This is a genomic window from Bacteroides sp. 14(A) (assembly GCF_000526555.1).
In the GTDB taxonomy this organism is placed as follows: Bacteria; Bacteroidota; Bacteroidia; order Bacteroidales; family Bacteroidaceae; genus Bacteroides; species Bacteroides cellulosilyticus.
Window position 1 is genome coordinate 833,520 of the sequence record NZ_JAGH01000001.1, and the last position, 24,202, is coordinate 857,721.

Here is a 24,202-nt window from a genome sequence, read left to right on the forward strand (position 1 = left end):
TGGGATAAGAATATGAAAAATAAGATAAAAATCTGGGTAGCTCTTTGTGTAGCTGCCTGTTCAATCACTTTCTCCGCTTGCGATGAAGATAATGACTTTGGGTACAATGGAAAATTGAGCTTAAACTATTTGGGCATCAAGCAAGCCAGTGAAATATGGGATGGAGCTCAATGTAATATAGTTACGGCTTTGAAAGAACCGCAAGAAGGTGAAGTGCAGAAAGTTAAGAATTTTAATTATCGCCTGAATCTGGCGCTTTACCAGAATCGGAAAGCGGAGAAAGATGCTACGGTAGACTTGGTTATAGCTTCAGATTCTTTGAAGAAGGCCATTGCTTTGGTTGGAACATCTTCTGTTTATACTGTTTATGCCGATGCAGAACTGTTGCCGGAAGAGTACTATAATCTCTCTGCTAGTAAAATGGAACTGAGTGCCGGCAGTAAAAAGTCGGAAGAAGTAGAACTGAATGTTTACTCCAGTAAACTGATTGCGTTAGTACAGGACGAATGGAAAAAAGATGTGACTTTTGTGTTGCCTGTGCAAATTCAGAATTCTACTTCTTATAGCATTAATGATAAGACAAATACGATGATGTTTTTCTTTAATGTGACTTATGTAGATCCTGGTGAAGAGTATTTCGCTGACGGAGAAGGTGTACCTGATGACCATGAATTGGAAGGCGGATATAAATTGGTTTGGCATGATGAATTTAATGGAACCGGCGCACCGAATGCTGAAATGTGGCGATATGAAGAAGGGTTTCAGCGCAATGAAGAGGATCAGTGGTATAAAAAGGAGAATGTTGAAATGAAAAAGAATGCATTGGTTTTTACAGCCAAGCAGGAACGCGTGAAGAACCCGAACTACAATCCGAATGCAACGGGGGGGAATTCTTGGAAACAGACTCGTGAATATGCGGAATATACTTCCGCTTGCGTGGTAGCCCAAAACAAGTATGCTTTCAAATATGGGAAACTGGTTGTACGCGCTAAGATACCTATTGAGCAAGGTGGATGGCCTGCGATATGGTCTACCGGTAACTGGTATGAGTGGCCGCTGGGTGGTGAGATCGATTTTCTGGAATTCTATAAGAACAAGATTCATGCTAACCTTTGCTGGGGTGGAAATAAACGTTGGGATGGTTCATGGAATTCTGCAAATTATCCTATTACTGATTTCACGTCCAAAGATGCGAAGTGGGCGGAAAAATATCATGTTTGGATGATGGATTGGGATGAAAAATACATTCGCATCTATCTGGACGATGTACTTCTGAATGAAACCGACCTGAGTACAACCTATAATAAAGGTGACCATGGTGCTGGAGAGGGTGGTTATATTAACCCTTACTCCAATGATTTGGAAGGTTTTGGTCAGCTTATGATGTTAAATTTGGCTATTGGTGGGGTTAATGGAAGACCTATAGAAGCGACATTCCCACTTGAATATCGGGTAGACTATGTACGAGTTTATCAGAAAAAATAAATAAAATCTTTAATTTTGTATTCCGTATTGTCCCTATGAACCTAACAGAACATTGGGGCAGTACGGAATATTTGTAAAATAGGTAATAGTATATGAAATATATAAAGTATTTGGGAGGATTCTTATTATTGACAATTATTTGTCTTCCTCTATTATCGCAGACTAAAGAACGGTGGAAAGATGTTAATAATGAATATATCAACGCCCATGGTGGCGGCGTTTTATTTCATAACGGATTATATTACTGGTTTGGTGAACATCGCCCTGAAAACGGCTTCACTACCGAAGTGGGAGTGAACTGTTACGCATCTTCCGATTTACAGAACTGGACTCACAAGGGCGTAGCGCTTGCCGTATCCGAAGAACCCGGTAGCGATATTGAACGTGGTTGCATCATGGAGCGCCCTAAAGTGATATACAATAAGAAGACCGGGAAGTTTGTAATGTGGTTCCATCTGGAACTGAAAGGTCAAGGTTATGGACCCGCCCGCGTGGCTGTGGCCGTCAGTGACAAACCGGAGGGACCTTATCGCTTTGTTCGTTCCGGACGGGTGAACCCCGGAATCTATCCGGAGAATATGCCTGAGGCAGACCGGAAGCTGACATGGAATATGAAGAAATATAAAAAGTGGTGGACTCCGGAGTGGTACAAGGCAGTTAACCAGGGACTGTTTGTGAAACGTGATATAGAAGGCGGACAAATGTCTCGTGATATGACTTTATTTGTGGATGACGATGGTAAAGCTTATCACATTTATTCTTCAGAAGAGAATCTGACTCTGCATATTGCAGAACTGACAGATGATTATTTGCAGCATTCAGGGCGCTATATTCGTATCTTTTCCGGTGGACATAACGAAGCACCGGCCCTATTCAAGAAAGATAATATGTATTGGATGATTACTTCCGGATGTACCGGTTGGGATCCTAATGAAGCCCGTATGTTTTCAGCGTCTTCCATTTGGGGACCGTGGAAGCAACATCCTAATCCATGCCGCGGACAGAACAGTGAGAAAACCTTTGGTGGACAAAGTACGTTCGTATTGGAGTTGCCGGAGAACCGCTTTATATTTATGGCTGATGTCTGGAAACCGAAGAGTCTGATGTATTCCGGGCATATTTGGCTGCCTATACAGTTTGATGAACAGGGTGTTCCGTTTATTGAGTGGACGGACGAGGTAAATCTGTCCGCTCAATCGGAGTGGAAATTGGTATGGAGTGATGAATTTAATACAGACGGTCTTCCGGATACGACTGTTTGGAGTTATGATAATGGCTTTGCACGCAATGAGGAAGCCCAGTGGTATCAGAAAGGCAACGCTTACTGCAAAGATGGAAAGCTGATTATTGAAGCACGGAAAGAAAAAGGACGTAAAAATCCCTGGTATGAGGTCGGAAGTAATGACTGGAGGAAGAAGCGGGAGTTTATTGAGTACACTTCCTCATGCATCACTACGGCCGGCAAGAAAGAGTTCCTGTATGGCAGATTCGAGGTTCGTGCCAAGATTCCCGTGAGCGGAGGGGCATGGCCGGCTATTTGGGCTTTGGGCAGTGGTATGGAATGGCCTTCGTGTGGTGAAATTGACATAATGGAATACTATCGTATCAAAGGTGAACCGCATATTCTGGCAAATGCTGCCTGGGGAACTGACTGGCAGTGGAATGCAAGATGGAATAGTAAAGCGATTCCTTTTACTCATTTTACAGATAAAGACCCGGCGTGGGCGGATAAGTTTCACATCTGGCGTATGGATTGGGATGAAACGGCCATTAAAATCTATCTGGATGATGAATTACTGAATGAAATTCTTTTGAGCGAAACTGTTAACGGTACCATCGGAAAAGGAACGAACCCCTTCCGCATGCCACAATATCTTTTGCTGAACTTGGCTCTTGGTGGCATAAATGGTGGCGAAATTGATGATAAAGGTATTCCTATGCGTTATGAAATAGATTACGTTCGGGTATATCAGAAATAGTTTAAGACGGGTGAATCTAAGTTTATTGAATTGTCACTATGATGCTGAATAGTTGATTTCAATGACGTAATGTGTGTTTTTGTCTGTTATTAACAACGAGTCTTTCCGTGGAATAGAGCCTTCTGGAAGATTCTACCTGTCTTTTCCCTCAATTCAGACCGTCTGTTTAGGAAAAACAGACGGTCTTTTACCTTCCAACAAGCGGTCTTTTACTCTAAAACATACCATGTAATTTCCCAAAAGACTTATTCTTTTTTCCGAAGGGCTACACCATAGGTCCAAAAGGGTGTAGTCTTGTTGACTGAAGGGCGATACCATCCGGCATAAAGGGTGTAGCCTTGCTTTTTACAGGCAATATTTTCTCTATTTCGGTGGAAATAGGAAATGGACTGAAAGAAGCATTTTTTTAGATATTGTCAATAATGTCTTCTATAGTGTTTTAACTTCGAACTTATCATTGTCTAATTGTCTGGTATTTCTTTCTGTCCGTATTCTTTTGAATTTACCTGATAAAGAATCCTTGCGTTTTTCCGTATGATGCCGTGGTCGGTACGGAAAGAAAAGAATGTGACAGGGTAGGATTATCAATTTGTCATTTTGTTAATTCCTCATCTATATTCATTTACATACATGCCACAGTCTGGATCAGTGATTGGTTGGTGTGATAGTGTAGCACTCCTGAAAATAATCCTATCGAACAAATAAGATAGTTTTAGAACTTTTTATGTATATTTGCCGGAGTTGATTAATAATATTTGCTAACTAACAACTATGAAAGAAAAGATCAGGAGTTTCTTCTTTATCTTGGGGGTATTGTTTCCTATAGTATGTCAAGCTATGGTAGCGCCCGGACCTAATTCTTTGGTATTCAAATCTTCATCTATTCTGAACAGCTTGCCAAGCAAGGACGTACAGTCGGTGTACCAAGATAGGGATGGCTATATCTGGATATCTACCCGCAACGGGCTTTTCCAGTATGACGGCTATTCTATCACTACCTATAAATCTAATTTATACCGTCCGGATCTATTAACTAATAACAATATTTATTGTGTGGCAGAGGATGCGCAACATCGGCTATGGATTGGTACTTACAGCGGACTGAATGTGCTGGATAAGCAAACAGGACAGATTCGGAAAATAGATGACCCGGAAATAAATGGTATTGGCATATCTCAAATATTGGTGACAAGTGACAATCGCATTTTATTTGCTACAGAAGGGGGATTGCTTGAATATCTGGAAGATAGCAATCGTTTTTTAGCTTTTAATCAGGATAATACCGATGGCGTTTTCCCAAAAACGACTGTAAAGTCTTTGTTTGAAGATGATCGGGGGGATATATGGATTGGTACATGGAGTCAGGGATTGTTCCGCTATGAAAAGAGAACCGGTAAATACTGGAAGTACCCGCAAATGAACTCCGGTAACTCAGCTCATGTTGTCTTTCAGGATAGCCATAAAAATATATGGGTAGGAACCTGGGGAGCAGGATTACATTTGCTGTATGATGCTTATAATCCGAAGAAAACCACTTGGACAACATTCACCCATGATGAAAATAGGTCGGGTACAATTTCCGATAATCTGATTTATGCTATTTCCGAGGATCTCAATACGAATTCTTTATGGGTGGGGACTCGTAGTGGTCTAAGTATACTTTCATTGATGGATATAAAGACAGGACACCTTGAATTTGAGAATTGTTATTCGGGAGAATCGGAGAATTCTATTACCAGTAGCGAAGTGGCTTCTTTATTGCGTGACCGGCAGGGTATTATGTGGGTAGGTATGATTGGTGGCGGCATCAATATGGTGAATAACCGTAAGGCTAAATTCAATATGGATCGTCTGTCCGAGGCAAAACGGATGCTCAAGAGCAATTCTGTTCGTAGTATTCTGTTGGATGATGAAGGGCTACTTTGGATGGGTATGAGTACTTATGGCTTTGGAGTGAAAGACCGGGCGACTGGAAAATTTACTCATTATACTCAAATGCTTGATTTTAAAAATTATAGTAGAATGTCCACTGTGATGTCTATCATACAGTCTCCTTCTACCGGACATATTTGGGTGGGAGTCTATAATGGTGGGGCGTTTGAAATAGACAAGTCGGCTCCTGTAGGGAAGCGTGTGAAATATTATTCGCCTTCGAATGTGCCCTGGATGTGCAATTCCTGTATTTATAGTATTTATGAAGACTCTAAACAGAATATGTGGTTCGCTACTCGGGGTGGGGTGTCTATGCGTACTGCCGATGGGACTCCTGTGCGGATTGATTCTTTGAAGGTAGGCGATACTATGATGTATGATGTGGTAGCTATGCAAATAGTAGAGGGTAATAATGGTGATATGTGGGTGACATCCAGCACAAATGGTGTAATCCGTATTCAGGGAAGTGGGAATTCTTTGAAAGAATATACGGTCTCCGGCTATTCACTGGCGAATGATAAGTTGAATAGTAATTATGCTGATTGCGTCTATAAAGATGCCCAAGGACGAATTTGGGTAGGGACCGGTGGCAGTGGATTGAATTTATATGATGCTGCGAATGATACTTTCTTACCGGTACATGTATTGTGGAATTTGCCCGGAGATGCGATAGTCAGTATTCAGAGTGATAAGCAAGGGGAACTTTGGTTAGGGACTAATATTGGATTGCTGAGGCTTACGGTTCCGGATGATTTACAGAATGTGACATATCGTTTGTATACTACTGCTGATGGTTTACAAGATAATATATTCAATCGGGGAGCGTCATGTGTAGCCTCCGATGGCGAAATGTTTTTTGGTGGACACCGGGGGTATAATAGTTTTTATCCTGATCAACAGGAAGAACAAGTATTCTCTTTTCCTGTGGTAATTACCAACATTAAAGTCTTTAATCAGACATGGGCATCGCTCACTGAAAAGGAACGGGCGGCAATGTCCGATTTATCCCCGGGCTTTATGAATGAAATCAGGTTGGATTATAAACATAATAACTTTAGCATTGAATTTTCTGCATTGGAATATGCCAACCCCGAGAGAAACCAATATGCCTACCGATTGGAAGGATTTGATTCCGGATGGCAATATACAGATGCTTCTAAACGTTTTGCTTATTATAATAACTTAAAGGCTGGGACGTATACTTTCTATCTGAAGTCTTCCAATTCAAATGGTATTTGGAACCAGGATGTACAGACTGTAAAAGTCATTATCCTACCACCGCCCTGGAAAACCTGGTGGGCTTATACCTTATATATATTATTGGTTCTTGGCTCTGCCTGGTATGCTTACCGGGTGATTCGCAACCGTATCCGTTTGCGTAATGCGCTTCATATGCGTGAGATGGAACAGGCTAAAGCGGAAGAGATAAATCATGCCAAGTTGCAGTTCTTCACAAATATTACTCATGAGTTATTAACTCCGTTGACGATTATTTCCGCTTCAGTGGATGAGTTGATGCAGGCGGCTCCCGGTTATAAGGAACAGTATCGGGTTATGACGAACAATATCAATCGGTTGATACGTTTATTACAGCAGATTCTTGAATTTCGTAAGGCGGAAACTGGAAATCTGAAGTTACGAGTGTCGCAGGGAGACCTGGCGCAGTTCGTACGGCGTAGTTTCGACAGTTTCCGACCTTTGATGAAAAAGCAAGATATGCAGTTTAGTATTTCTTGTTCTCCGGAACCTTTCAATGCTTATTTTGATCCGGATAAGCTGGATAAGATACTGTATAACTTGCTGTCCAACGCTTCTAAATATAGCCGTCACGGAGGAATGATAAGCATCAGGTTGACCTGCATGGAAGAGAACCTTGCCTGTCTGGTCGTGAAAGACAATGGTCCCGGTATTGCAAAGGAAGCTCAGAAAAACCTTTTTAAACGTTTTTACGAAGGAGATTACCGGAAGTTTAAAACAATTGGAACTGGTATCGGATTGTCGTTAGTACGTGATTTGGTCGTATTGCATCATGGCACAATTACGGCAGAGAGCGAGGAAGGACAAGGTACGGAATTTACAGTCACGTTCCCCGTCTTGCGTACGGCTTATGCCGAAGAAGAGATTGATTCGAATCTGTCGGGAGTTATTCCAGATGTGGAAGAAATTGTAGAGGCTGATGCAGTAGAAAAAGAAGAAGAGGGGGCCGATACCACTCCTTCCCGTTCGTTGTTGATAGTAGAAGATAGCGAAGATTTATTGAATCTGATGGTGAAGCTTTTGGGTACGGACTACGTCATCTATACGGCAACTAACGGAAGAGAAGCTATTGAAGTGGTTGAGGTAGAAGACATCGATTTGATTGTCTCTGATGTGATGATGCCTGAAATGGATGGTATTGAACTTTGCCGTCGCATCAAAGAAAATATTGAAACCAGCCATATACCTATTATATTATTGACCGCCAAGAATAAGGAAGAAGATCGTGTAGAAGCTTATGAATCGGGTGCTGATGGTTTCATTAGTAAGCCTTTCAATCTGAGTGTGCTTCATGCCCGTATCAGTAACTTGCTTCGCAGTCGTCAGCGGGCGATGAAGGATTTCAAGAAACAATTGGTCTTTGAAGCGAAAGAACTGGATTTTACCAGCTTGGATGAGGAGTTCCTGCAACGTGCTATCGAGTGTGTGAATCGTCATCTTGATGACGCGGAATTTGACCAGACACAATTTTTGGAAGAGATGCACACTACTAAATCCACCTTTTTCCGTAAGTTGAAATCTTTGACGGGACTGAACTATTCTTCCTTTATTCGTAATATCCGTATGAAGGCTGCCTGTCGTATTATGGAAGAGAAGAAACGGGTGCGGGTTTCCGAATTGGCTTATGCTGTAGGATACAATGATCCGCGTTATTTTAGTGTCTGTTTCAAGAAAGAAATCGGGATGCAGCCTTCCGAGTACATGGAAAAGTTCACTACGGGGGGAACTGTGGAAGATGATATGTAGTACGATTGGTCCGCTTTTGGTTTAAGTATGGTGCAAGTTATACATAAGATTGTTTCATGCACCATAATTACACTTCTTTGAAACCTGTCTCTCAGACAGTTATTTTAATAGCACTTACATTTGCGGTGCGGACTGAAAGAAGATATATATTCTTTGATTTCAGGCGCTCTAAAAGTGTAAAGTGTTTATTGAATGTTTAATCTTAAAGTTTATGCAATGAAAAAACAGAGATTCTTTGAAGAACTCAGGCTAAAAGTGTGTGTCACTTTAGCGGTTTGTATGGCTCTTCTGTTGAATGCCCCTTTCTTGGGCGCTCAGAATTCAACAATTAAAGTGAAAGGTGTGGTGAATGATGCAATGGGACCCGTTATCGGTGCCAGTATTGTGGAAAAAGGTAACACCGGAAATGGAACAATTACTGATATAGATGGTAATTTTTCTCTGAATGTATCTTCTAATAGTACGTTAATCGTAAGTTTTGTGGGGTATAAAGCTCAAGAAATCCCTGTTGCGGGAAAAACGTTCTTCACTATCGACTTGAAAGAGGATAACGAGATGCTTGAGGAAGTGGTGGTTGTAGGTTTTGCCACACAGAAGAAGGTCAATTTGACGGGTTCTGTTGGTACGGCTACGGCAAAAGACATTGAAGCTCGTCCGGTAGCCAATGCTGTTCAGGCTTTGCAGGGAGTCATTCCGGGGCTTAACATTAGCAATAGTGGCAACGGTGGTGAGTTGAATGCAACTAAATCTATCGATGTGCGTGGTACGGGTACAGTGGGTAAGGATGCAAGTGGAAATGCTTTCTCCAGTGGTTCTCCCTTGATTCTTATTGACGGTATGGAAGGCGATCTTAATTCAATCAATCCACAGGACATTGAGAGTATCTCTGTATTGAAGGATGCTGCCGCTTCTTCTATTTATGGTTCTCGTGCCCCGTTTGGTGTTGTATTGGTGACTACGAAAAGTGGTAAGTCCGGTCGTGCGCAGATCAACTATAATATGAATATGCGCTACAGTACACCGATAAAGATGCCCGACATGGCTAACTCCTATGAATTTGTGAACTTGTTTGATGACGCTGAGTACAATGGTAGTGGCAAGCATCTTTATACTGATGAGTACCGCCAGTTTGTATATGACTTCATGACAGGAAAAAGTGATGACTATATTTGGGGTAATGGTAGTGGTGGTAAGTGGAACTACGACTATTCCGCCAATAATGTAAACTGGTTGAAAGAGTATTATCGTAATACGGCTCCCTCACAGGAACATAACGTCAGCGTGAGTGGTGGTAGTGATAAGATGACTTATTATCTTTCTGCTAACTATATGACGCAAGAAGGTTTCATGCGTTATGGAACAGAAGATTATGACCGCTATACTATTACAGCTAAAATCAGTGCCCAACTGACTAAGGCATTGAAGGTAGATTACTCTAACCGTTGGGTTCGTACTGATTATGAGCGTCCTACTTATATGAATGATGATTTCTATAATCATATTCTGCGTCGTGCGCGTCCGGTGCGTGCCGTTTATGATCCGAATGGTTATCTGATGTCGGATATTAACTATATCGGTGTAATGCGCGATGGTGGTCGTCATAATGAGCAGAAAGATGCAATGGCTCAACAGTTGAAGATTACTGTCACCCCTTTGAAGAATTGGAATATCATTGGTGAGATGAATATCAAGACTGATAATAACTGGAACCATTGGGAACAGTTTGTTGTATATTCCCACTACAAGGATAATCCGGAAAATACTTATACTGCTTTGACCAGTGCCAATAAGGATCAAGTATCTGAATACTCACTGAAGACGACTTATCTGAACCCTACGGTTTATTCGAATTATAATTTCTCTTTGAAAGAGAAGCATAATTTCACGGTATTGGGTGGTTTCCAAGCAGAAATTATGAAATATCGTGATATGGAAGGTGCTCGTACGGGCTTGGTTACAACTGATTTGCCGGTGCTCAATCTGACTACAGATGCTGATAGTTACACACTGAAAGGCTTATATAAGAATTGGAAGAATGCCGGTTTCTTCGGACGTATCAACTATGATTATAACGGTAAATATCTGGTAGAAGGTAACCTTCGTTATGACGGTTCTTCCCGTTTTCGTCGTGGAAACCGTTGGATTCTGACTCCTTCCTTCTCTTTGGGCTGGAATGTGGCGCGTGAGAATTTCTGGGAAAAATTAGCGGATGTTGTTGAAGTGTTCAAACTTCGTGTTTCCTATGGTGAATTGGCTAATCAGAACACAACAAGTTGGTATCCTACTTATCAGACATTGGGTGTCACTACAAATGGTGGAAAGTGGTTACAAAATGGTGCGTTGACTAGTGTGGCATCTGTACCCGGCCTTATCTCTACCTCCTTGAGTTGGGAAAAGATTAAGAATACAAATATCGGTTTTGACTTCGGTGCTTTGAACAACCGTCTGACCGGTTCATTCGATTACTTCTGGCGTAAAACTAAGAATATGGTAGGTCCTGGTGTTGAACTGCCCGCTATTTTAGGAGCTACTGTACCCTCCACTAATAATACGGACTTGACTACTTTCGGCTGGGAATTATCAATCGGGTGGAGAGATAAAGTGGGTGAATTGGGCTACGGCGTGAAGTTGAACATCTCCGACAACCAGACTCGTATTGACAAGTATCCGAATCCGACGAATTCTCTATCCAAGTATATGGCTGGTGAGTTGACAGGAGATATCTACGGCTATACTACCATTGGCATTGCCAAGACACAGGAAGAAATGGATGCACATATTGCTTCTTTACCTAAGGGTGGACAAACGGCAATTGGTTCCAAGTGGGAAGCCGGTGACATTATGTATGCTGATATTAATGGTGATGGCAAGATAGATAACGGTTCCAATACACTGGATGATATGGGTGACTTAAAGAAGATTGGTAACAATACGCCTCGTTTCCGTACAGGTATCACGCTTGATGTACAGTGGAAAGGCTTTGACTTCTCCATGTTCTGGCAAGGTGTATTGAAGCGTGATTTCGATCCGGGTGAGAATTCCATGGTATTCTGGGGTACTACTGGAAGCGGTCAGTGGTGGTCTACTTCTTTCAAGGATCATATGGATTATTTCCGTGCCGAAGATACTGCTTCTCCACTGGGTGCGAATGTAAATGCTTACTATCCTCGTCCGTTGTTTAACAATAAGAATCATAAGACACAGACTGCTTATTTGCAGAATGCAGCTTACATGCGTTTGAAGAACTTACAATTGGGTTATACACTTCCGAAGAGCTTGATTAATAAGATAGGATTGCAGAATGTGCGTGTTTATGTATCTGGAGAGAATCTGCTGACTATTACCGGTCTTAGTAATACAATGGACCCTGAAACGGCAGGTATTGGTAAACAAGGTGGTACGGTTTATCCACTGTCACGCGTTTACTCGTTTGGTTTAAGTGTTAACTTTTAAATAGACTAGAACAATGAAAAAAATGAAATATATCAATATAGCAAAAGTTTTATTGCTGAGTTGTTCATTGGCAATTCTGCCGGCATGCGACGATTTCTTGGACGAAGAACCGCAATCGGAGGTTTCTCCCGAAAAATATTTGTTGAACGAGTCTCAGTTGGAGGCATATGTGAATAAATATTATGCTGACTATGACAACTGGAAAAGTGATTCTGATGATAAAGGGGGGATGATCCCGAGCTTCTGGGGTTCAGAAAATGGTTCTACTTATAAAGATGATAATGCTACAGACAATCAACAAGGCACCAATGGACGATATCTTAAGGATACCTGGACTGTTGCCCAGAGCGGTGGCAAGTGGAATTTTACCAATATCAATGCTCTGAACTATTATTTGCAGACAGTGGTGCCTCGTTTAGAGAATGGAGAATTGACCGGTACTGAAAGCAATTTGAAACATCTGGTCGGCGAAGGTTATTTCCTTCGTGCTTTAGAGTATTTCTTCCGTTTACAGCGATTGGGGGATTTTCCGATTGTAAAAACAGTGTTACCGGATGAACAGGAAGCATTGACGGAGGCTTCTAAACGTAGTCCGCGTAATGAAGTGGCTCGTTTTATTCTCTCCGATTTAGATCAGGCTATCAGCTTAATGAATAATAATGTGAAGAAGACCCGTCTTTCCAAGAATGCAGCCCTGCTGCTGAAATCTCGTGTAGCCTTGTTTGAAGCTACCTGGGAAAAATATCATGCTGGTACGGCTCTTGTTCCCAATGGCACAGGTTGGCCCGGAGCGGGAAAAGATTATAATGCGGGCTATCAGTTCCCGAGTGGAAGCATAGAAAAAGAAATCGAGTTTTTCCTGACTGAAGCGATGAGTGCTGCATCTCAGGTAGCTGATGCTGTGCAATTGACAGAGAATAATCAGATTATTCGCGATCAGGCATCGAAGGGTAAAAATCCATATTATGATATGTTTGCTTCGCATGATCCGAGTGGATATAGTGAAGTGATCATGTATCGTGGTTATGACTTGAGTCTGAACAATAGCCATCACTTTAATCACTACTTGTATAGTGGCGGTAACACAGGCTATACACACCAATTTGAGCAAGTATTCTTAATGGAAAACGGGCTGCCGGTCTATGCGGCAGGTAGTGGTTATGCCGGTGATGATTATATTACTGATACTAAGATTGACCGTGACTGGCGTTGGCGTTTGTTTATGAAAGCTCCGAAAGAAGCTAAAGCTGTTGATAATATTGCAACGGTAGAATACTTCCCGGAAGCTCCGCGCCTCTATGTATCTGATGCTAAGAATGCAACTTCTACAGGCTATATTCAAGGCAAGGGCTATTCGTTGGACTATAATGACCAATTGCTTGGTAAGGATCAGACGGCATTTGTGGTATATCGTGCAAGTGAAGCTTATCTAAACTATATAGAAGCTTCTTATTTAAAAAATGGTAATATTGATGCTACGGCAGATAAATACTGGAAAGCGCTTCGTGCCCGTGCGGGTGTAGATACTGATTATCAGAAGACTATTAATGCCACAGATATGTCGAAAGAAGCTTTGAATGGTTGGGATGCTTATTCGCATGGTGCATTGGTTGATGCTACGCTGTATAATATTCGCCGTGAACGCCGTTGCGAATTTATCGGAGAGGGATTCCGTTACATGGACTTAATTCGTTGGAGAGCTTTAGATCAATTGAACGGTTATCAGTTGGAAGGAGCTAAAATTTTTGGTCCGATGAAATCGATTTTCGGTGATAACTTGAAGTATGACCAGGCGGATGAGAAGAATAATAATGTTTCTTCTCCATCGTTAAGTGATTATCTTCGTCCGAACCAGGTAACTTCTACCAATCAATATTATAATGGACTTTATTTTTATGAAGCTCATTATTTGGACCCGATTGCAGTTCAACATTTTATGATTACATCCCCCGATGGTTCAACCGTTTCACAGTCTCCGATTTATCAGAATCCGGGATGGCCAATTACGGCAGGTGCAACGTGTGAATAATAGTTTTTGATAGGTCTTATATTTTGATTAAGGCGGGGTAACCTTTTCTCTTGAAAGTTTGCTCCGCCTTTTTTCTAACAGGAAAGATAGTCATGAATAAATGTTTGAAAATAGTAGGATGCTTTTTACTTCTGGATTTCTTCTTGTTAACTTCTTTATGGGGACAGATAAATGTCGCTCATCAGAAGGGCATTGTTTCCGGTGAAGTCTGGAAAGATACAGACGGTAATGTTATTAACGCCCATGGCGGCGGTATCCTCTTCAACAACGGGAAATACTACTGGTTTGGAGAGCACCGGCCTTCTTCCGGTTTTACAACACAGGTGGGAGTGACATGTTATTCATCAACCGATTTGCGTAACTGGAAGTACGAAGGTGTAGCTTTGGCTGTATCTGACGAAGCAGGAAGTGATATAGAGAAAGGATGTATCATAGAACGTCCTAAAGTTATTTATAATCAGAAAACAGGAAAATACGTAATGTGGTTCCATTTGGAACTTAAAGGAAGAGGATATGGGCCTTCCCGTGCCGGAGTTGCAGTAAGCGACACCCCGGCGGGACCTTATCGGTTTATCCGTTCAGGGCGCGTGAATCCCGGTGTCTATCCGCTAAATATGACACAGGAGGAGAAGAAGCTTACCTGGAATCCGAAAGATTATGAATGGTGGACTCCGGAGTGGCGTGAGGCTGTCAATAAGGGAATGTTTGTGAAACGTGACCTGGAAGGTGACGGACAGATGTCCCGTGATATGACTTTGTTTGTGGATGATGACGGCACAGCCTACCATATTTATTCCTCGGAAGAGAACCTGACACTCCATATCGCAGAATTGTCTGATGATTATCTGAGCCATACCGGAAAGTACATTCGTATATTTCCCGGAGGACATAATGAAGCGCCGGCTATATTTAAGAAGGATGGAACTTATTGGATGATAGCTTCGGGATGTACAGGATGGGAACCGAATGAAGCCCGTTTGATGACTGCTTCTTCAATTCTGGGAGAATGGTCGCAATTACCCAATCCTTGTGTAGGTAAAGATGCGAAAATTACTTTTGGAGGACAAAGTACCTACATACTGCCACTAAAGGATGGTGGATACATGTTTATGGCAGATGTGTGGCGTCCGAAAAGCTTGTCGGATTCTAGGTATATTTGGCTGCCTGTTCGTTTTAATGGGAAAGGAATTCCATTTATAGAGTGGGTGGATAAGTGGTGAGTGTGGAGTGAAAATTGGCCATTTTCCTATAGAATGGTCGATTATGTACCCTTTTTGAAATAATTTTAGCAGTTTGGTTTATCTGAAAACGAATATATTTGCAACGATGAAAAACAACTTATAATTGAATATCATGAAAACGTGGAAATATTTGTGGCTACTGTTGATTGTAGCGTTGTTGGTTCCCCTCAATGTTTCGGCAAAAAAGAAAACGGAAAAAGTAAAGTCTGATCGTGAACTCTGGGCGGGAATTCTGTACCAGATGGCAGCGCCTGTACTCAGTAATATGAGCGAAGGCAAGTTGCAGGAAAATATGCTGGTAGAGTTGAGCCCTACATGGGACGGTCGTGATAAGCGGGTGACTTATATGGAATGCTTCGGACGGTTGATGGCCGGACTGGCTCCGTGGCTGTCACTGCCCGATGATGATACGGCAGAAGGAATACAACGCAAACAATTGCGTGAATGGGCATTAAAGAGCTATGCTCAATCTGTAGATCCGGAAAGTAAAGATTATCTGTTGTGGCGGAAAGAGGGACAACCCTTGGTGGATGCCGCCTATATAGCTGAAAGTTTTTTGCGCGGATATGACGCTTTGTGGGTTCCATTGGATGATTTGACAAAACAGCGCTATATTGCTGAATTCCAGCAACTGCGTCGGGTGGATCCACCCTATACGAATTGGTTATTATTCTCTTCAACTGTTGAGTGCTTCCTGAAAAAGGCGGGTGCCCAGACGGATTATTACCGTATCACTTCAGCTTTGCGTAAAGTCGATGAATGGTATGTAGGAGATGGCTGGTACAGTGACGGAGAGGATTTCGCCTTCGATTATTACAATAGTTTTGTGATTCATCCCATGTATGTGGAATGCCTTGAAGTGATGACAAATGGCGGAAAGCAGAATATCTGGAATGTGAAAGGTGGAAACTTTCCGAATGCCTTGAAGCGTATGCAGCGTTTTGGCATGATATTGGAACGTTTTGTTTCTCCCGAAGGCACTTTCCCAGTATTTGGCCGTTCGATTACTTACCGTACCGGCGTACTGCAACCGCTTGCCTTGCTGTCATTGCGTGGCTGGTTACCAAAAGAATTGCCTGCCGGACAGGTACGTGCGGCAATGACCGCTGTCATTCAGCGTATGTTCGGTGATAATCGCAACTTCAATGCGGAAGGCTATCTGACATTAGGTTTCAACGGTTCCCAACCTAATATATCGGATTGGTATACCAATAATGGCAGCCTATATTTGGCCTCACTTGCTTTCCTGCCGTTAGGATTGCCCGCTGACGCTCCTTTCTGGACGGATGCCCCGCAACCGTGGACATCAAAGAAGGCGTGGGGTGGAGAAGACTTCCCGAAAGATCACGCCTATTAAGAAATAAGTTATCATGAACAGATACATTCTCTTTTTCTTTCTGATTCTCTCGACACTTACCACGCTCCGGGCACAACAGTCCCGGCTCGTGGAAGTGGGGAATGGGTATAGCCAGACATCAGTCAACACTACTGTCTTCAGAAACAATTCACTTGTGACGCAGGGAGACGAACAGTATATCAGTTACTATGACGGCGACGGCTATCTGGTACTCGGTAAACGGAAGTTGGACTCTGACCAATGGACACTGAAGCGGACACAATACAAGGGAAATGTGAAAGATGCCCATAACATAATCAGCATGATGCTGGATGGCGAGGGGTATCTGCATCTCTCATTCGACCACCATGGGCATAAACTGAATTATTGCCGTAGCACCGCCCCTTATACGCTGGAACTTGGAGATAAGGAACCGATGACCGGTGTGGATGAAGGTAATGTGACTTATCCGGAGTTCTATCCGTTGAATGGGGGAGATTTGCTGTTTGTTTATCGCTCCGGCTCTTCCGGACGGGGGAATCTGGTGATGAATCATTATTCTGTAAAGGAGAAGAAGTGGAATCGTGTACAAGATGTGCTGATAGATGGTGAAGACCAACGGAATGCCTACTGGCAACTCTATGTGGATGAACAAGGCACGATTCACCTATCTTGGGTGTGGCGCGAAACGTGGCACGTGGAGACAAATCATGATCTTTGTTATGCCCGTTCTTACGATAATGGTGTGACCTGGTACAAAGCAAATGGCAAGAAATACGATTTACCTATCCGGTACAATAATGCGGAATATGCCTGCCGCATCCCGCAAAACTCAGAACTGATCAATCAGACCAGTATGAGTGCCGATGCAAGCGGTAACCCGTACATTGCCACGTATTGGCGTGATCCTGACAGCGAAGTACCGCAATACCGTATTGTGTGGCATGACGGACAGATGTGGCACAATCGCCAGGTTTCGAACCGCCATACTCCCTTTTCTCTGAAAGGGGGTGGTACGAAGATGATTCCTATCGCCCGCCCGCGTATCGTAGTGGATGGTGGCGAGATATTTTATATTTTCCGTGATGAGGAACGGGGAAGCCGGGTATCGCTGGCGCACGCTGCGGCTGTAGGAGTAGGTAAGTGGACGTTTACCGATCTGACCAACTTCCCGGTAGATGCTTGGGAACCGTCTCACGATACGGAATTGTGGAAGCAAAAACGTCGTCTTCATCTCTTTGTGCAGCACACCAAACAAGGTGACGGAGAACGTAGGGTAGAGTTTGCCCCTCAACCGGTATATGTGCTGGAAGTTGTAAAGCCTAAGGGCGATTGAAAGCCTTACATAAGATGATTCTGTTTTCAACGTGATGAAACTCTATTTTCACCAAGGAGAAACAATCGTTTCAGCACGATGAAACATTGGTTCCGCCATGTTGGAAATATTGTTTCAATAGAGAGAAACAGAATGAAACATTAAACGCTCAGACAATTAGTATAGTAAATAGATAAAGAATAGCAAGAGTATGAATAAGTATTTAGTAAACATCCTGATTGGGGCTTTTTGCTGGAGTGGAATGTCCGCTTGTGCATCCCCCAAGGATGAGGCCAAAGAGATTGTGGATATTATTTATAAAGTGAATAACTACTGGCAAACTCAGAATCCTGAGCACGGACGCTCTTTCTGGGACAATGCAGCTTACCATAGTGGTAACATGGAAGCGTTCTTTCTGACCGGTGACTCCGATTTCATGAACTACTCCAAGGCTTGGGCTGAACATAATCAATGGAAAGGTGCTAAGTCGGATAATAAAGCTGAATGGAAATACAGCTATGGCGAGAGTGACGATTATGTGCTTTTTGGTGATTACCAGACTTGCTTTCAGACGTATGCCGATTTATACAATATAGAACCGGATACTCAAAAAATAGCTCGTGCCCGCGAAGTGATGGAATATCAGATGAGTACGGATAAGAATGATTATTGGTGGTGGGCTGACGGTCTTTACATGGTGATGCCTGTGATGACTAAACTATATAAGATTACCGGCAATCCGCTTTATCTGGAGAAACTGCATGAGTACTGGGCATTTGCCGACAGTCTGATGTACGATCCGGAAGATGCGCTTTATTATCGTGACGGAAAATATCTCTATCCTAAACATAAAAGTGTGAATGGTAAGAAAGATTTTTGGGCTCGTGGAGATGGATGGGTTTTAGCTGCTTTGGCTAAAGTCCTGAAAGATTTGCCTGAAACAGATAAATACCGTCAGGAATATATAGACCGTTACCGCGCGATGGCAAAAGCTGTGGCAGCCTGTCAGCAGCCGGAAGGATACTGGACACGGAGTTTACTTGATCCGGAACATGCACCCGGACCGGAAACCAGTGGCACTGCTTTCTTTACTTATGGTCTGCTGTGGGGTATGAATAATGGCTTTTTGGATAAGGCTACTTATCAGCCTGTAGTAGAAAAAGCCTGGAAGTACCTGACAACTGTTGCTTTGCAGCCGGATGGACGTGTCGGCTATGTGCAGCCTATCGGTGAGAAGGCTATTCCGGGACAAGTGGTAGATGCCAATTCAACAGCTAACTTTGGAGTAGGGGCTTTCTTACTGGCGGCTTGCGAAATGGTACGATTCCTGAATTGATTATTCTATTTTTTCCAGAAGATACAAAATGGAGTTTGTCGGCATTGGCAAGCTCCATTTTGGTTTAATAACCTGGGTAAAACTTTGTTTTTTAATGAAATGACACAAAATTATTCCCTTTTTGCATGATTCGTGGTAGTATATCTCTTATTTTATGTGTATTTTTGACACCCAATAACTAACGTGAATTTTATGAGGAACACTATGAGACATTTTGCAGTTGCTATTAGTTTAATGTTGGCAATGACATTGCCTTCTTTTTCCCAACAACATCCTATCGTTGAAAAAGATTATGTGGCTTATTTGTTTACCTACTTTACAGGTAACCACATCAGTGAAGAAGCTGTATGTTATGCCGTAAGTATGGACGGATATACATATTGGGCACTGAATGACGGCAAGCCCGTTCTTGATTCAAAAGTAATCAGTTCGACCGGTGGTGTGCGCGACCCGCATATCCTGAGAAGCCAGGACGGTCATACCTTTTATATGGTGGTAACAGATATGGTATCTGACAATGGTTGGGATTCGAACCGTGCAATGGTGCTGCTGAAGTCCAATGACCTTGTAAACTGGACGCATTCCATCATCAATATGCAGAAGCGTTATAAAGGACAGGAAAAGCTGAAACGTGTTTGGGCACCGCAGACGGTTTTTGATCCTGAAGTCGGAAAATATATGGTGTACTGGTCTATGCAGTATGCCGGTGGAGCTGATATCATCTATTATGCATATGCCAACGACGACTTTACAGATCTGATTGGTGAACCGAAGCCACTCTTCATTCCGGAGAATAAGAAATCATGTATCGACGGGGATATTGTCTATAAAGACGGTGTTTTCCACCTGTTCTATAAGACAGAGGGACATGGAAACGGCATTAAAGTGGCAACCACCCGTTCACTGACTTCCGGCCAATGGGAAGAAGAACCGGACTACAAGCAGCAAACAAAGGACGCTGTAGAAGGAGCCGGTACATTTAAACTGATAAATCAGGATAAGTATATATTAATGTATGATGTATACATGAAAGGCAAATATCAGTTTACGGAAACTACCGACCTGAAGAACTTCAAAGTGATAGACAGTGAGGTGAAGATGAATTTCCATCCCCGTCACGGAACGATTATTCCTATCACGCGCGATGAATTGATCCGCATCACGGATAAATGGGGCAAGCCTGCCGAATTGGGTGCAATACCGAACAACCCTGTATTGCCCGGATTCCATGCCGACCCTGAAATCTTATACTCAAACAAGACAAAGAAATATTATATCTATTCCACAACAGACGGACAACCCGGCTGGGGCGGATGGTACTTCACTGTTTTCTCTTCAACCGACCTGAAGAACTGGAACTATGAAGGCGTTATGCTGGATTTGAAATCCGAACAGGTACCTTGGGCGAATGGAAATGCATGGGCACCGTGTATTGAAGAAAAACTCATCAAGGGAGAATACAAGTACTTCTTTTATTATAGCGGCAATCCTGCCAAAGGCGGAGGAAAGCAAATCGGCGTAGCAATGGCCGACTCACCTACCGGACCGTTTACCGATCTGGGACAGCCTATCATTACAGACTCCCCTGTAGGACACGGACAGCAGATAGACGTGGATGTCTTTACCGATCCCGTATCCGGTAAACCCTATCTATATTGGGGTAATGGCTACATGGCCGGCGCCGAACTGAATAAAGATATGATTTCCATCAAGAAGAAAACACTTACGGTGATGACTCCCGAAGGAGGAACCTTGCAGGATTATGCATTCCGCGAAGCTCCTTATGTATTTTACCGTAACGGACTTTATTATTTTATGTGGTCGGTAGATGACACCGGTTCACCCAACTATCATGTGGCTTACGGTACATCTAAATCGCCGCTGGGACCTATTGAGGTCGCTAAAGATCCGATTGTACTGATTCAGAATCCGGAGAAACAAATCTACGGTCCTGCACACAATGCAGTGCTACAAATTCCGGGTACGGATGAGTGGTATATCGTTTACCATCGTATTAATAAGAACTTCCTGAAAGATGGTCCGGGCGTGCACCGCGAGGTGTGCATCGATCGCATGGAATTCAATGCGGACGGAACCATTAAGCCGGTAGTGCCAACCCTTTAATTATATGACTATTAAAATACCAGAGAAACATTATTTGATCATGAGAAACAAACTGAAGGGATTAGCTTTTTTATGTATGGCGGTAGCCTTGCCGCTGACAGCACAGAATGTAACCGTCAGCGGACCTGACGGTAAATTACAACTAACAGTTTCGTGCCCGGAAGGGAAGGAAGCATCGTATTCTCTCACCTATAACGGAAAACAGATGTTGGAATCATCTCCGTTGGGTCTGGAGACCAATGTGGGAGATTTCGCGAAAGCAATGAAACTGACCGGGCATAAAGAAAGGAAAATTGATACCGTTTACACGCAATCGCGTATCAAAGCTTCCAAGATACACTATCAGGCCAGTGAATTGGTATGTGCTTTTGCCAATGCAAAAGGGCAGAAGATGGACGTAATCTTCCGTGTGAGCAATAATGACGTTGCTTTCCGCTATACGTTGCCCCGCCAGGGCGAGCGGGGAAGCCTTGTTGTGAACAGTGAGGCAACCGGCTTCCGTTTTCCTGAACAGACTACTACCTTCATGTGTCCGCAAAGTGACGCCATGATAGGCTGGAAGCGGACAAAACCGAGTTATGAAGAAGAATATAAGGCAGATGCCCCGATGGATGTCCGTTCACAATACGGCCACGGATATACTTTCCCCTGCCTGTTCCGCGTAGGAGATAATGGCTGGGTGCTTGTCAGTGAGACGGGAGTAGACAGTCGCTATTGCGGTTCGCGCCTGAGCGATGTAACAGAAGGAAATCTGTATACGGTAGCTTTCCCGATGGCTGAAGAGAATAATGGTAACGGAACAGTTGCTCCAGCTTTCGCTTTACCGGGTTCTACCCCTTGGCGTACGATTACGGTAGGTGAAACATTGAAACCTATTGTAGAAACCACTGTTATCTGGGATGTTGTGGAACCGTTGTATGAGACGGAACATGATTATCAGATGGGACGTGGAACCTGGAGCTGGATACTCTGGCAGGACGGCAGTATCAATTATGATGACCAGGTGCGTTATGTTGATCTGGCTGCTGCAATGGGCTATGAATATGTATTGATTGATAACTGGTGGGATACGAAGATCGGCCATAAGCGTATGGAATCCCTCATTGACTATGCACAAGGTAAGGGAGTAGATGTATTCTTGTGGTACAGTTCAAGCGGCTACTGGAATGATATCGAGCAAGGGCCCGTCAACATGATGGATGATCCGATTATCCGCAAGCGTGAAATGAAATGGCTTCAGGAACAGGGTGTGAAAGGTATCAAAGTCGACTTCTTCGGTGGAGATAAACAGGAAACCATGCGTTTGTACGAAGGTATTCTGAGTGATGCTGACGATCATGGTTTGATGGTAATCTTCCACGGTTGTACAGTGCCTCGCGGATGGGAGCGGATGTATCCCAACTATGTAGGCAGCGAAGCGGTACTGGCTTCCGAGAATCTGATTTTCAACCAGCACTACTGTGACGAAGAGGCTTTCAATGCCTGTCTGCATCCTTTTATCCGTAATTCGGTAGGCTGTATGGAATTTGGCGGTACTTTCCTGAACAAGCGTTTGAACCGGGGGAACAATGGTGGAACTACCCGTCGCACGACGGATGTATTCCAGTTGTCAACGGCTGTGTTGTTCCAGAACCCTATTCAGAATTATGCTTTGGCACCCAACAATCTGACGGATGCCCCGCAGGTTTGTTTGGACTTTATGAAACAAGTGCCTACTACGTGGGATGAAACACGTTTTATTGATGGTTATCCCGGAAAATATGCAGTTGTTGCACGTCGTCACGGCAAGCAATGGTATGTGGCTGCAGTTAACGGTACAAAGGAAGTACTGAAGTTGAAACTCGAATTACCTATGCTGGCAGGAGAGACTCTCTCATTTTATAATGATGATAAAGAACTGCAACCTCAGTTGCAAACTCTGAAACTGAAAGCTGACGGCAAACTTCAGCTGACCCTCCAACCGCAAGGTGGCGCCGTACTGGTTCAGGACTGGAAAACGAATGAGAAGGAAATGGGGGCTTATCTGTTTACCTATTTCAAAGACGATACACATAGTTTATATTTTGCAGTCAGCGATGACGGATATACATTTACGGATGTAAATAACGGTCAGCCCATTATCGCCGGTGATACGATTGCCGAACAGAAAGGTATCCGTGACCCGCATATCTATCGTGCACCGGATGGTACTTTCTACATTGCCATGACCGACCTGCATATCTTTGCCCAGCAGAAAGGTCTGCGCAACACCGAGTGGGAGCGTGACGGAGCCAAATACGGCTGGGGCAACAACCGTGGTTTTGTCCTGATGAAATCAAAAGACCTTGTAAACTGGACACACCATGTGGTTCGTATTGACAAGACTTTCCCCGGATATGATGAGATCGGTTGTGCCTGGGCACCTGAACTGGTCTACGATGAGCATGCAGGCAGAATAATGATCTACTTCACCATGCGCATGGGCAATGCACGGAATATGCTGTACTATGCTTATGTAAACGAAGCCTTCGACGGTCTGGAAACGGAACCCCGCTTATTGTTCCAATATCCTGATGCTACCAAATCAGCTATCGATGCCGATATCACGAAAGTAGGTGATAAGTATCACATGTTCTACGTAGCTCACGACGGAACACCGGGTATCAAACAAGCTGTATCGAAATATATCAACCGTGGATATACTTATCTGCCGGAATGGGTAGACCCGGAACCGAAAGCCTGCGAAGCTCCTAACATGTGGAAGCGCATTGGCGAAGACAAATGGGTGGTAATGTATGACATCTATGGTATCAATCCTCATAATTTCGGTTTCAGTGAAACCACTGACTTTGTGAACTTCAAAGATCTGGGACATTTCAACGAGGGCGTGATGAAGGCGACTAACTTTTCTTCACCGAAACATGGAGCAGTAATCCACATCACAAAGAAAGAGGCTGAGAAGCTGAGAAAGTACTGGAAAAACAAATAAC

General features: G+C 43.3%; 11 protein-coding genes. All 11 read left to right on the top strand.

All coding sequences use genetic code 11. The features are described from left to right. The first annotated feature begins 12 nt into the window (after window positions 1-12). On the top strand, window positions 13-1,485 hold the full coding sequence (locus tag K429_RS0102885) for a family 16 glycosylhydrolase (protein ID WP_025725986.1): 1,473 nt from the start codon (window positions 13-15) through the stop codon (window positions 1,483-1,485). A gap of 92 nt (window positions 1,486-1,577) precedes the next feature. Next, window positions 1,578-3,464: a family 43 glycosylhydrolase gene (locus K429_RS0102890; protein ID WP_025725987.1), complete on the top strand. Its 1,887-nt coding sequence runs from the start codon at window positions 1,578-1,580 to the stop codon at window positions 3,462-3,464. A 771-nt stretch (window positions 3,465-4,235) separates the two neighbouring features. Beyond that, on the top strand, window positions 4,236-8,399 hold the full coding sequence (locus K429_RS0102895) for a two-component regulator propeller domain-containing protein (RefSeq protein WP_025725988.1): 4,164 nt from the start codon (window positions 4,236-4,238) through the stop codon (window positions 8,397-8,399). 216 nt (window positions 8,400-8,615) lie between these two features. Continuing rightward, the gene (locus K429_RS0102900; protein WP_231501800.1) at window positions 8,616-11,852 is read left to right on the top strand and encodes a TonB-dependent receptor; all 3,237 of its coding nucleotides are present in this window, start codon (window positions 8,616-8,618) and stop codon (window positions 11,850-11,852) included. A 13-nt stretch (window positions 11,853-11,865) separates the two neighbouring features. Then, on the top strand, window positions 11,866-13,881 hold the full coding sequence (locus K429_RS0102905; protein ID WP_022208251.1) for a RagB/SusD family nutrient uptake outer membrane protein: 2,016 nt from the start codon (window positions 11,866-11,868) through the stop codon (window positions 13,879-13,881). A gap of 92 nt (window positions 13,882-13,973) precedes the next feature. Next, a complete protein-coding gene (locus tag K429_RS0102910; RefSeq protein ID WP_025725990.1) occupies window positions 13,974-15,101 on the top strand; it encodes a glycoside hydrolase family 43 protein in 1,128 nt (375 codons plus the stop codon). Between the two features lie 133 nt (window positions 15,102-15,234). Beyond that, window positions 15,235-16,479, top strand: coding sequence for a DUF2264 domain-containing protein (locus K429_RS0102915; protein WP_007210244.1), 1,245 nt, complete (start codon window positions 15,235-15,237; stop codon window positions 16,477-16,479). A gap of 13 nt (window positions 16,480-16,492) precedes the next feature. Beyond that, window positions 16,493-17,794: a BNR repeat-containing protein gene (locus K429_RS0102920; RefSeq protein WP_007210245.1), complete on the top strand. Its 1,302-nt coding sequence runs from the start codon at window positions 16,493-16,495 to the stop codon at window positions 17,792-17,794. 241 nt (window positions 17,795-18,035) lie between these two features. Then, a complete protein-coding gene (locus K429_RS0102925; protein WP_231501827.1) occupies window positions 18,036-19,109 on the top strand; it encodes a glycoside hydrolase family 88 protein in 1,074 nt (357 codons plus the stop codon). A gap of 234 nt (window positions 19,110-19,343) precedes the next feature. Further along, window positions 19,344-21,233, top strand: a complete 1,890-nt coding sequence (locus tag K429_RS0102930; RefSeq protein WP_229097802.1) for a family 43 glycosylhydrolase — start codon at window positions 19,344-19,346, stop codon at window positions 21,231-21,233. Window positions 21,234-21,273: 40 nt separating this feature from the next. Further along, window positions 21,274-24,201: a glycoside hydrolase family 97 protein gene (locus tag K429_RS0102935; RefSeq protein WP_025725993.1), complete on the top strand. Its 2,928-nt coding sequence runs from the start codon at window positions 21,274-21,276 to the stop codon at window positions 24,199-24,201. Window position 24,202 lies beyond the last annotated feature (1 nt).

What these genes read in the sequence shown, in the direction of transcription:
- K429_RS0102885 (WP_025725986.1), top strand. Translation starts at nt 13, where the DNA reads ATGAAAAATAAGATAAAAATCTGGGTAGCTCTTTGTGTAGCTGCCTGT.
- K429_RS0102890 (WP_025725987.1), top strand. Translation starts at nt 1,578, where the DNA reads ATGAAATATATAAAGTATTTGGGAGGATTCTTATTATTGACAATTATT.
- K429_RS0102895 (WP_025725988.1), top strand. Translation starts at nt 4,236, where the DNA reads ATGAAAGAAAAGATCAGGAGTTTCTTCTTTATCTTGGGGGTATTGTTT.
- K429_RS0102900 (WP_231501800.1), top strand. Translation starts at nt 8,616, where the DNA reads ATGAAAAAACAGAGATTCTTTGAAGAACTCAGGCTAAAAGTGTGTGTC.
- K429_RS0102905 (WP_022208251.1), top strand. Translation starts at nt 11,866, where the DNA reads ATGAAAAAAATGAAATATATCAATATAGCAAAAGTTTTATTGCTGAGT.
- K429_RS0102910 (WP_025725990.1), top strand. Translation starts at nt 13,974, where the DNA reads ATGAATAAATGTTTGAAAATAGTAGGATGCTTTTTACTTCTGGATTTC.
- K429_RS0102915 (WP_007210244.1), top strand. Translation starts at nt 15,235, where the DNA reads ATGAAAACGTGGAAATATTTGTGGCTACTGTTGATTGTAGCGTTGTTG.
- K429_RS0102920 (WP_007210245.1), top strand. Translation starts at nt 16,493, where the DNA reads ATGAACAGATACATTCTCTTTTTCTTTCTGATTCTCTCGACACTTACC.
- K429_RS0102925 (WP_231501827.1), top strand. Translation starts at nt 18,036, where the DNA reads ATGTCCGCTTGTGCATCCCCCAAGGATGAGGCCAAAGAGATTGTGGAT.
- K429_RS0102930 (WP_229097802.1), top strand. Translation starts at nt 19,344, where the DNA reads ATGTTGGCAATGACATTGCCTTCTTTTTCCCAACAACATCCTATCGTT.
- K429_RS0102935 (WP_025725993.1), top strand. Translation starts at nt 21,274, where the DNA reads ATGAGAAACAAACTGAAGGGATTAGCTTTTTTATGTATGGCGGTAGCC.